Consider the following 10,831-nt stretch of genomic DNA (forward strand, 5'->3'; position numbering starts at 1 on the left):
CGAACATGATATTCCACTTACATCTAAATTGCAGCGCGCGTGTATTAAGTGCGGCGAACACAATCGCGCAGCGCTGAAGTTTTGGCGTTTTCTCTCACATCTCCGTGAACCGCACTTGATCGTTGCTGGTGACTGTTTCCCGGCGAATTGACGGTCTCACCCGGATCAACCATAATAAGACTATGGGCTTGCAAGCCGCTCCCGAGGCTCGGGGCATTGCGCACTGTCTGTCACCGTGGCGCGCCGCCGAAGCGGTGGGCCATTCCGGCCCGCGCCGGGCCCATTTCCCGTTTTCCGCGAAATCTTCAGCCAGCCTGCTGCACTGCACGTCTGCTCAGACGCGCATGGTCCGCTGTAACGCTTTGAATTGCTGCATGAATTTCCCCCTGTGCGGCTCCGGTTCAATTCACGCAATCGTGCCGCGTCACGCGCGGTCCATACGAAACATTGGGAGGCAACTATGGATACCGCGACATCGCCCCGCCTGACGGCGCTTGCCCATGGCGGCGGCTGCGGCTGCAAGCTGGCGCCATCCGTCCTGCAGCAACTGCTTGCCGATCAGCCGGCGGCCCGCCCTTTTGCCCGGCTTATCGTCGGCACCGAGACAGGGGACGACGCCGCCGTCTGGCAGCTCGACGACGAGACTTGCGTGATCGCCACCACCGACTTCTTCATGCCGATGGTCGACGATCCCTTCGATTTCGGACGGATCGCCGCCACCAACGCCATCTCCGACGTCTACGCCATGGGCGGGAAGCCGATCATGGCGCTCGCCATTGTCGGCATGCCGATCGACAAGATGTCGCCCGAAATGGTGCGGGAGATCCTGAAGGGCGGCAGCGCGATCTGCGCCGAGGCCGGCATTCCGGTCGCCGGCGGCCACTCGATCGATTCGCCGGAGCCGATCTACGGCCTGGCGGTGATCGGCACAGGCTCGACCGCCAATATCCGGCGCAACAGCGGCGCGCGCGCCGGGGACGCGCTGATCCTGACAAAGGCCTTGGGTGTGGGGATCTATTCGGCCGCCTTCAAGAAGGGCGCACTGCCGGCAGACGCCTATGCCGAGCTCATCCAGTCGACGACGCTCCTGAACCGTGTCGGTGCCGAGCTCGCCAAACATTCTCACGTGCATGCCGTCACCGATGTCACCGGCTTCGGCATTCTTGGCCACGCGCTCGAGATGGCGCGCGGATCGAACAAGCGGATAGCGATCGACGCGAACGCAATTGCGTTCTTCGCCCGTTGCACCGAACTCGCGGAGCAAGGCTTCGTCACCGGCGCATCGCACCGGAACTGGGCAAGCTACGGTATGGACGTGGTGCTGCCGGACGATCTTCCGGCATGGCGGCGCCACATCCTCACCGATCCCCAGACTTCCGGCGGCCTTCTCGTATCATGCCGCGCCGATCAGGCAGACGCCTTGCTCGAGGAGATCGTGGCCGCCGGCTATGCCGCAGCCCGGATCATCGGGGCCGTCGAGGAAGGCGAGCCTGGCTTGCGCGTCACGGCCTGACCGCGACGCTGCCGAGGAGCCGTGCTGGCGAAGGCGCAGGCTACCAGGTGCCGGTGGCGAGCGCGAAGGGTGACCATTCGGCAAAATCGTAGCGGATCGGTAGCGCCTCCGGCCGCCAGACGATGCGGCGCGGACGGAAACGCCAGTAGCGCTCCGCGCCTTCGAGAGGCTTACCGTCAGGGTCATCGAACAGGAGCTCGGCCGCGCCGGTCATCTGCAGCAGGCCGCCCGTCGAAAAATCCGGGAAGACGAGCCCGGCGCGCGGATTAAGCGCGATATTGCCGAGGGTGTTGAAGAAGCGGTTGCCGATAAAATCCGGGATCGTCAGCCAGCCGTCTTCGCCGACATCGACGAATCCCGCGCGGCCACCGCGATGGGAAACGTCCACCTGCCGGCTGCCGGGAAGGTCCGCATAGGTGGCGACGAAGAAGGTGTCCGCTTGCCGGATCAGGGCACGAGCGGGTGCGTCGAGCTCCGAGCTCCAGGCGGGCGGCACCATCGGCGGCTCCGACGGATCGCGGAAGAACTGCACCTTACGCAGCTGGATGTATTTCGGGCAGTTGCCGAAGCTCTGGCCGACGCTCAGATCGAACCCTCGCGGATGCCGGCTGAGGGTGCCGTTCAGCCGGTTGCGGCGGCGCGTCGCGAGATCGACGCCGAGGAGGGCGAGCGAGGCGCCATCCTCCATGCCCGCCTCGGCCGGATCCGCCGGCTCTCTGGCGAGCTCGACGGTCAGCCGGTGAGCGTCCGGTGCATGGAGGAAGCCGGGGCGCCCCGCGCGGAGCGTTGCCCACACGTCACCGTCCCGGTCGACCGCGCCCAGCACCACCATCGGCAGGAGGGGATAGAATTCGCGGTGCTGGTCGATCAGATGATCGCGCAAAACCCGGCGACCAATCTCGTCCATGCGCGCTTCCACACCGGACCGCGTCTGCAGCGCCAACTCGCCCGCATGCCAGGGCGAAGGACCGAGGAGACGGCTATCCATGATTTGCGCCTCCTCAGGCTGCTGCCAGACCGACGGGCGTCTTCTGGAAATCGACAAAGCCCGGCAGCGCCTCGATGCGGCCGAGCCAGGCGCGAATGTTGGCATAGGGCTGAAGATCCACGTCGCCTTCCGGCGCGCTAGCCACGTAGCTGTAAAGCGCGACATCGGCGATGGTCGGCCGCTCGGCGGCAATCCAGCTCCGGCCCACAAGCGCCGCCTCGATCAGCGTCAGGATCGCATGGGCGCGGGGAATGACCTCTTCCGGCCGATAGGGCGCCTTGAATACGGTGATGAGGCGCGCCTGCGCAGGGCCATGGGCGATCTGGCCGGCAGCTACCGAAAGCCAGCGCTGAACGGCGGCCGCGCCTTCGGGATCTTCCGGCAGCCAGTCCGTGCGTCCGGTCTTCTTCGCGAGATAGACGAGGATGGCGTTGGAATCCGAGATTATCGTACCGCCGTCATCGAGCACCGGAACCTGGCCAAAGGGGTTGAGCGCGAGGAACTGCGGCTCCTTGTGTTCCTTCTTGGCGAGATCGACGAGCACGAGTTCGTGCTCGATTCCGATCAGCGAGAGGAAAAGCCGGGCACGATGCGCATGGCCGGACAGCGGGTGATGGTAGAGCTTCATGTCTGCCTCCTGGGGAATGGAACGGCAGCAAGATGATTGTTAAACGCGACGTTGATAAGCGCCTCAAAAGGCACTAGACCATTTCACTGAACGCAATAATGGGCGCGAAGCGGGAAGGCGATGGATCGCTGGCAGGCAATGCGGATCTTCGTGCAGGTGGTGGAATGCGGCGGGTTTGCGCCTGCCGCCAAGATGCTGCACATGAGCCCGCCATCGGTGACGCGGGCGATTGCGAGGCTGGAGCAGATAATCGGCACGCGGCTGCTCGTCCGCACGACCCGCTCGCTGAAACTGACTGCGGCCGGCGAAGGCTACGCGGCCGATTGCCGGCGCATTCTGGCGGAGATTGCCGAGGCGGAGGCCAATGCGGCGGGCAGCTTCACGCACCCGGCAGGGCTGCTCACGGTGACGGCGCCCGCCCTTTTCGGGCGCATCCACGTGCTCCCCGTCGTTCTCGATTTTCTCGATCGCTACCCGGCCATGCAGGTGAAGACCGTCTTCGTCGACCGGGTAACGAACCTGGTCGACGAAGGGCTGGATGTCGCCGTGCGCATTGCGGCGCTTCCCGCCTCGGGCCTCATCACTCGCCGCGTCGGTTCGGTCAGGCAGGTGCTCTGCGGCTCGCCGGATTATTTCGCCCGCTTCGGCGAGCCGTTGGCACCGCGGGATCTTGCTCATCACCGCATCATCGGCCGGGAGGGTCTTTTCGGCCATTCGGAATGGCTATTCGGCCGTGACAACAGCATTCGGGTTCCGATCAGCCCGCGCCTTATCGTCAACACCAATGACACGGCTATCTCTGCCGCGGTCGCCGGCTGGGGACTGTCACGCTTTCAGTCCTACCAGGTGGCGCCGGAGATAGAGGCCGGCCGGCTCAAGGTGGTGCTTGCCGACTACGAGCGCGCACCGGTGCCCATCCACATCGTGCACGCGGAGGGGCGCATGGTTTCCGCCCGGGTGCGTGCCTTCGTAGACTTCGCGGCCGAGCGCCTTCGGCGCCGTGCGGGCGTGAATGCCGAGGCTTGAAGAGCTGCGCCTCTGGTCGGTACTCCGCCTCAGGCCTTTCCATATCCGCCGCCGGTCGGCGTCTCGACGGTGAAGGCCTCGCCGGCTTCGAGAACCGTGTGGGCGCAGCCCGGCAGTTCCTCGATACGGCCGTCATTGCGCCGAACGCTGTTGCGGCCGAGTTCGCCCGGCTCTCCGCCCTTCAACCCGAAGGGCGCAACACGGCGGTGGCCGGAGAGGATGGCGAAATCCAGCCGCTCACGGGCGCGGATAGTGCGCTTGGTGCCATTGCCGGCCGTCCATTTTCCGCGGCCGCCCGAATCCTTGCGAATGTGAAAATCCTCCAGCACCACCGGGAACCGCGTTTCGAGAATTTCGGGATCGGTGAGCCGCGAATTGGTCATGTGGGTGTGGACCGCGTCGGCGCCGTTATAGCCGGGACCCGCCGGGGCGCCCGAGCAGATCGTCTCGTAATACTGATAGTTCGCATTGCCGAAGGTCAGGTTGTTCATCGTCCCTTGGGCGGCGGCCTGCGCCTCGACGGCGCCGAAGAGGCAATTGGTCACCGCCTGGCTGACCTCGACATTGCCGGCGACGACCGCCGCCGGATAGCGCGGCGTCAGCATCGTGCCTTCAGGGATAATGATGCGGATCGGGCGCAAGCAGCCGGCATTCATCGGAATGTCGGCTTCGACCAGCACCCGGAAGACATAAAGCACCGCGGCGCGCGTCACCGGCGCCGGGGCGTTGAAATTGTCCGAACGCTGCTCGGAGGTGCCGGTAAAATCGACCGTCGCCTCGCGCCTTTCGCGATCGACGGAGATCTTCACGACGATCCGGCAGCCCTGGTCCATCTCGTAGGAGAATTCGCCGTCGCGCAGCTGGTCGAGTACCCGGCGCACGCTTTCCGCCGCATTGTCCTGGACGTGGCCCATATAGGCTTCGACCACCTCCTCGCCGAACTGGGCGATCATCTTCTTGAGTTCCGCCACACCCTTCTCGTTAGCAGCGACCTGCGCCTTGAGGTCGTTGATGTTCTGCAGAATGTTGCGCACCGGATAGCGCGCGCCGCCCAGAAGCTTCTCCAGTTCCTCCTCTGAGAAGCGGCCGCGATCGATGAGCTTGAAGTTGTCGATGTAGACGCCTTCCTCCTCGATATTGGTCGCAAGCGGCGACATCGATCCCGGCGAGATGCCGCCGATATCTGCGTGGTGGCCACGGCTTGCCACCCAGAAGCGGATTTCACGACCGGCGTCGTCGAAGACCGGCGTGCAGACCGTCAGGTCCGGGAGATGCGTGCCGCCATTATAGGGCGCATTGATCAGGAACACGTCGCCCGGATGGATGACTGGGTTTTCGCGGATCGCGGTCGCGACGGACGCATCCATCGATCCGAGATGCACCGGCATATGCGGCGCATTGGCGACGAGATTGCCGTTGTTGTCGAAGACCGCGCAGGAAAAATCGAGCCGTTCCTTGATGTTGACCGAATAGGCGGTGTTCTGCAGCGTGACGCCCATCTGTTCGGCGATCGACATGAAGAGGTTGTTGAAGATCTCCAGCATCACCGGATCGGCCTTGGTGCCGATGGCCGTGCGTTCCGGCAGCGGCTTGATCCGTGTCAGCACGATATGGTCCTTTGCCGTGAGCTCCGCCTGCCAGCCGTCCTCCACGACGATCGTCTGGTTCGGTTCGATGACGATCGCCGGCCCCGCAAGCCTCTGCCCGGGCTTGATCTCGGAGCGCAGCGCCACCGCCGCGTCGTGGAACTGGCCCTGCGAATAGAAGCGGGTTCGCCGCGAGAGATCGGGTGTGCCCGAGGCGACGGCAAGGCCGTCCGCCTCCATCTGCGCCGCGCCGCCGCCGACGGTTTCGACCTCGACCGCGTCGATCACCAGCGCTTTGTTCTCGGCGATAAAGCCGAAGCGGCGCTTGTGCATGCGTTCGAATTCCTGGCGCAATCGCGCGGCATCGTCGCGTTCCGGAAAACGCGCCTCGACGGCGAGCGCCGTGTCCGTGCCGGCATAGCGAATATGCGCGCGCAGATGGGTGCGGACGAGATGCGGTGCAGTGCCCTGCGCCTTAAGCTCCGCCAGGCACTCGCCCTGCAGTTCATCGCCAAGATCTGCGAGCGCCGGCGGCGCGTCCGCATCGAGCCCGACGCCAAGCGCCTTCTGGCGGGTGGCGCGGATATCCGCGAGCCCCATGCCATAGGCCGAGAGCAGGCCCGACATCGGGTGGACGAGAATGTTCTTCATGCCGAGCGCATCCGCGACCAGGCAGGCGTGCTGGCCCCCGGCACCGCCGAAGCAGCTCAATGCATAGCGCGTCACGTCGTAGCCGCGCTGGACGGAAATCTTCTTGATCGCCTCGACCATGTTGGCGACTGCAATGCGGATGAAGCCGTCGGCAACCTCTTCCGCGCTCCGCCCGTCGCCAATCTCCTGCGCCAGCGCCGCGAAGCGCGACCGCACGGTCTCGACATCGAGGCGCTCGTTCTGCTGAGGCCCGAACAGCGCCGGAAAGAATTCGGGCATCAGCTTGCCGAGCATGACATTGGCGTCGGTCACGGCAAGCGGGCCGCCATTGCGGTAGCAGGCCGGTCCCGGATTGGCACCGGCGGAATCCGGCCCGACGCGAAAACGCTCGCCGTCGAAATGCAGGATCGAGCCGCCGCCGGCGGCGACCGTATGGATCAGCATCATCGGCGCGCGCACGCGCACGCCGGCGACCTCGGTCTCGAAGGCGCGCTCGTACTCGCCATCGAAATGGGCGACGTCGGTCGAGGTTCCGCCCATGTCGAAACCGATGATGCGATCGAATCCTGCCGCCTCTCCGGTCTTCGCAAGGCCGACGACGCCGCCGGCCGGTCCGGAAAGGATCGCATCCTTGCCCTGGAACATATCCGCCGCCGTCAGACCGCCGGACGACATCATGAACATGATGCGCGCCCCGGAACGCGTGACATCGAGTTCGCTGGAGACCTGCGCCACGTAGCGGCCGAGCACCGGCGAAAGATAGGCGTCGATGACGGTGGTATCGCCGCGGCCGACATATTTGACGAGGGGCGAGACCTCATGGCTGACCGAGACCTGCTCGAAACCCATCGCGCGAGCGAGCCGCGCCACCAGCGCCTCGTGGTCGGGATATTTGTAGGCGTGCATGAAGACGATGGCGATCGCCCCATAGCCTTTCGCTTTCAGCTCTTCGAGCGCTCGCCGCGCTTCATCCTCGCTTAAGGGTCGTTCGATCGTGCCGTCCGCCAGCACGCGCTCGTCGAGTTCGACGATATCTTGGTAGAGCGCTTCCGGCTTGATGACTTCGGTCGCAAAAATCTTCTTGCGCTCCTGATAGCCGATCCTGAGCGCATCGCGGAAACCGCCCGTGGTTATCAGCGCCAGCCGTTCGCCCTTGCGCTCGAGCAGCGCGTTGGTGGCGACGGTGGTTCCCATCCGCACCTCGCCGATCAGGCCGGCCGGCATCGCTTCGCCCACTGGAAGCCGGAGAAGCTGCCGGATCCCGTGCACCGCCGCATCGCGGTATGCCTCGGGATTTTCGGAGAGAACCTTCAGCGCATGAAGCGCGCCCTCGGGGTCGCGGCCGATGACGTCGGTGAAGGTGCCGCCGCGATCCACCCAGAAATCCCAGGTCCCGGTTCCGCTCATCGTCATCCCCTTTCACTTGCCGTATCCGCTTCTACAGCGCCGCGCGTCTTATCAGACGCGCAAAGCACCCTGTAGCACTTTGAATAGCTGCACGTTTCCCTTGAGGCGGCCACGATTTAGGGAAACATGCACTAGCTCACTGAAAGCGGATAAGATGCGCAAGATCAATCCGAAATCGTCGCAGGCACCTCGCGACGCAGCGACGCGCACCCGTCATTAGGCGGCGACGAAGGTGCAAGCACTTGCCGGACACGCTGATGGTACGTGTCAAGGAAATCAACCTCGGATTGGCTATCCGACAGATTGGCGGCGTTGAGATTCATCGGCGCGACGTAAGCAAGGCAAAGCGGCAGAAGCCGTCCGCGAAAGGCATGACTTCAACCTGGTTCTCTATCCGCGCTTTCCCAAACACGCGATGTTTGCGGCCACCGTCGCTGTGATCGCCGAGACCTGCCCGCGGGGCTACCAGGGTCGCCACCTGCTCGACCAGTATTGCTCCCTGAGATCACTCAGCCGATCTTCGAGGTCGGCGAACATGTCTTCGATGCGCGACGATCGCCGCATGTACCGGTTCGGCCCGGCCGTGCTCGCAACGATCAGACCAATGAGACCGAGGAGAACGAGGGTCGTCCACGCGGGATGTTGCCTTGCCATGTCGCCAGCTCTGCGGCCGGTGTCCCGGGCCGTGCTTGCAATGACCCTGCCCGAGGAAATACCCAGTTCGGAAATCGCTGCGCTGAGTGCATTGACCTGCTCGCGTAGCGATCTGACCTGCTCTTCGACCGACTGTTCTGCAACGCCGACTGTACCTTTGTTCGTATCGACGACCCCGCGTGGTACGGCGGAACCGAGCGGCCTTTCCCGTGCCATGTCCTGATCCTCTTTGTCGTTTCCAATTCTCACACCATGGAAACGGCGGTCGGGAGCCCGAGTTCCTTGTGCGTGGTTTGTCCAACAATCAACAACGCTTCGAGCCGCACTTCGAAATTGCGTAACCATTTTAATTGGCCGGGGGTTAAAAGCGTGTCCGCCCTGTATGCCGGTGTCATTTTGCCATGGCGAAAGCCAGTCATTGTATGTCGCAATGGCTGCGTAACTGCTGCAATGGCTGCAGTGCGCCAGCGCCAGCTTTCGGGCAGGCGGGTCTAAGTGGCAGCCGTCATCCTGGCAACATATAGGTTTGTGGCGACTTCCGATACGCCTCTTCGCAACCCGGCGAACAGAACCACGGCCCCTGCGGGGCCGCCCGCCGATAGGACGCGTACGGTGCATGCATCTTGCACACCGGATCAATCCAAGCCGGGTCAACCGACGGGGCAAGCTCTATCTCATAAAGGGGAACTTCGCCGGCTACCGATCGAAGTGCCACCGTCCCGAGATCTCGCACCAGAATGCCGTGGACGATGGCCGCCTCAGCAATGGGTCGAGTGGCAAGCAATTGACCGGGGGATGCGAGCGCCGCGATGCGTGCTGCGATGTTGACCGTCGATCCGAATAGATCGCCTGCTCTGCGGATAACTGGCCCATGGTTCAGCCCCGCCCGAGTGAGCGGTAGCCTCGCTTCTTTCTGGCATGCCTGTAACAGCCTTCCAAGTGCCTGGATTGCTGTTTCCGGATCAGGAAACGAGAGCATTGCCTCATCACCAATCCATTTGATCGGGGGCTCATAGCCGCGAAGGGCCTCGCGGACCATGTTCTCGAAAATCTCCAACACGGCAATTGCGGATGCGTCTCCATGAACGTCTGCAATAGCGCTGAATCCCGCAAGATCTATGAATGCAACGGTGGCCGATGCATTTGCGGAACTCTGGATCTGATTCATTTTGTTGTCCATTGCCATATATTTTAACGCTATCGCACAGTTTCGCGAATCTCAAATTTGACCGTGGCGTGGGATGGGAGGCAGGCGGGGCGTGCAGCAACCCCGGCCAGCCCCGATCAGTCTTATTTCTGGCCGAAAAGACAACACTTCGATCCCGTAGCCTTGAAAGGACGCGAGCTGTCGACTGGCAGGCGACATTAGTGCCTATTCCGGCTGTTAAGCTTTCTGTCGTCCGCGACGGCTATAGACCAAGTCAGATGGAGACCCCCGCCTCGCGGAGTCCATCCACCAACCAGGTCGGGGTCCCGGTAGGGTAAAGCCGGCTTGAGGTGATCGACAGAAAAGCTCGGGTTAACCTCCATTGTCTCATGCCAATGGCGTTGGGCTTGTTCGTGGCGCCCGATTCGACCATAGAGACAGGCGAGATAAAACCGTGTCATGTCCGATCGCGGCGCAAGCGATAGCCGACGCTTGAAGGCGAACTCGGCTTCGTCAAACCGCCCGAGGCTCAATAGCGCCCGCCCCAAGAAATGCAGCGACAGGTCGAATTGCGGGTCAAGCCGGTTCGCCCGCGTATACAGCGCAACGGCGTCTTCGTGCCGGCCCTGGAAATCCCTTATGTTCCCAAGCCCCGTATAGGCGTCGGCGAGGTTGGGATCGAGCGCGACGGCCCGCTCGGCGGAGGCTTCCGCCTCGTCTAGGCGCCGCATCCAGGCAAGCACGAGCCCTAGGGAGACATGGGCCTGTGGCTCGGTGTCGTCCGCGTCGATCGCCTGCTGTGCCAGTTGCAGCGCCCGCCCTAGATCTTCCGTCGTCGCGCCGTTCCACTGGTTGACGTATTCGGCGAAGGAAATGATCGACAGCCGGGCATAGGCGGCCGCCAGGCCCGGATCGATCTCGATGACGCGCTCCAGCATGGCGCGCGCTTCCGTCGACGGTACGGCGCTCAGCTGCAGCATGGTTTGGCGAGAGCGGACGAGCAGGTCGTAGGCTTCCGGATCCACCTTGGCGCGGTTCCCGCGCCGCTCCTCTTCGCTGGCAGTCAGCTTCACCTTGAGCGCGTTGACGATGGTGCGGATCACTTCGTCCTGAACCGCGAAGATATCCTCAAGCCCGCGGTCGTACAGGGCGGGCACGCAAAGAAACGAAAAGGCGCCCGCCTAGAGCATTCCGTTTTGGTTCAGAAACTCCGCCGCACCACGGCTCAAGG

8 protein-coding genes are annotated in these 10,831 nt (G+C 63.5%); 2 read left to right on the forward strand and 6 right to left on the reverse strand.

Going from position 1 to position 10,831, the window contains the following annotated elements:
* Positions 1–460 precede the first annotated feature (460 nt).
* Positions 461–1,513, forward strand: a complete 1,053-nt coding sequence (gene selD / locus GHK62_RS32015; protein WP_153443002.1) for a selenide, water dikinase SelD — start codon at positions 461–463, stop codon at positions 1,511–1,513.
* A gap of 40 nt (positions 1,514–1,553) precedes the next feature.
* Here selD and GHK62_RS32020 read toward each other — a convergent pair whose 3' ends face one another.
* Together GHK62_RS32020 and GHK62_RS32025 are read right to left on the reverse strand one after the other, a co-directional pair.
* Positions 1,554–2,501, reverse strand: coding sequence for a pyridoxamine 5'-phosphate oxidase family protein (locus tag GHK62_RS32020; protein WP_153443005.1), 948 nt, complete (start codon positions 2,499–2,501; stop codon positions 1,554–1,556).
* A 13-nt stretch (positions 2,502–2,514) separates the two neighbouring features.
* Positions 2,515–3,129, reverse strand: coding sequence for a glutathione S-transferase family protein (locus GHK62_RS32025; protein WP_153443006.1), 615 nt, complete (start codon positions 3,127–3,129; stop codon positions 2,515–2,517).
* A gap of 120 nt (positions 3,130–3,249) precedes the next feature.
* Between GHK62_RS32025 and GHK62_RS32030 the strand changes: the two genes are divergently transcribed.
* Entirely contained in the window at positions 3,250–4,155 is a 906-nt protein-coding gene (locus tag GHK62_RS32030) for a LysR family transcriptional regulator (protein WP_153443008.1), read from the forward strand.
* A gap of 29 nt (positions 4,156–4,184) precedes the next feature.
* Here GHK62_RS32030 and GHK62_RS32035 read toward each other — a convergent pair whose 3' ends face one another.
* The 4 genes from GHK62_RS32035 to GHK62_RS32050 form a co-directional block, all read right to left on the reverse strand.
* Positions 4,185–7,799: a hydantoinase B/oxoprolinase family protein gene (locus GHK62_RS32035; protein ID WP_153443010.1), complete on the reverse strand. Its 3,615-nt coding sequence runs from the start codon at positions 7,797–7,799 to the stop codon at positions 4,185–4,187.
* 462 nt (positions 7,800–8,261) lie between these two features.
* A complete protein-coding gene (locus tag GHK62_RS32040) occupies positions 8,262–8,669 on the reverse strand; it encodes a hypothetical protein (RefSeq protein ID WP_153443012.1) in 408 nt (135 codons plus the stop codon).
* 289 nt (positions 8,670–8,958) lie between these two features.
* Complete coding sequence (locus GHK62_RS32045; protein WP_153443014.1) at positions 8,959–9,621, reverse strand: adenylate/guanylate cyclase domain-containing protein; 663 nt, start codon at positions 9,619–9,621, stop codon at positions 8,959–8,961.
* 197 nt (positions 9,622–9,818) lie between these two features.
* A complete protein-coding gene (locus GHK62_RS32050) occupies positions 9,819–10,757 on the reverse strand; it encodes a tetratricopeptide repeat protein (protein WP_327791023.1) in 939 nt (312 codons plus the stop codon).
* Between the last annotated feature and the right edge of the window lie 74 nt (positions 10,758–10,831).

Origin of the sequence: Sinorhizobium terangae, from assembly GCF_009601505.1 — a bacterium.
In the GTDB taxonomy this organism is placed as follows: domain Bacteria; phylum Pseudomonadota; class Alphaproteobacteria; order Rhizobiales; family Rhizobiaceae; genus Sinorhizobium; species Sinorhizobium terangae.

Coding starts and splice junctions, on each gene's coding strand:
- selD (WP_153443002.1), top strand. CDS start 461: ATGGATACCGCGACATCGCCCCGCCTGACGGCGCTTGCCCATGGCGGC.
- GHK62_RS32020 (WP_153443005.1), bottom strand. CDS start 2,501: ATGGATAGCCGTCTCCTCGGTCCTTCGCCCTGGCATGCGGGCGAGTTG.
- GHK62_RS32025 (WP_153443006.1), bottom strand. CDS start 3,129: ATGAAGCTCTACCATCACCCGCTGTCCGGCCATGCGCATCGTGCCCGG.
- GHK62_RS32030 (WP_153443008.1), top strand. CDS start 3,250: ATGGATCGCTGGCAGGCAATGCGGATCTTCGTGCAGGTGGTGGAATGC.
- GHK62_RS32035 (WP_153443010.1), bottom strand. CDS start 7,799: ATGAGCGGAACCGGGACCTGGGATTTCTGGGTGGATCGCGGCGGCACC.
- GHK62_RS32040 (WP_153443012.1), bottom strand. CDS start 8,669: ATGGCACGGGAAAGGCCGCTCGGTTCCGCCGTACCACGCGGGGTCGTC.
- GHK62_RS32045 (WP_153443014.1), bottom strand. CDS start 9,621: ATGAATCAGATCCAGAGTTCCGCAAATGCATCGGCCACCGTTGCATTC.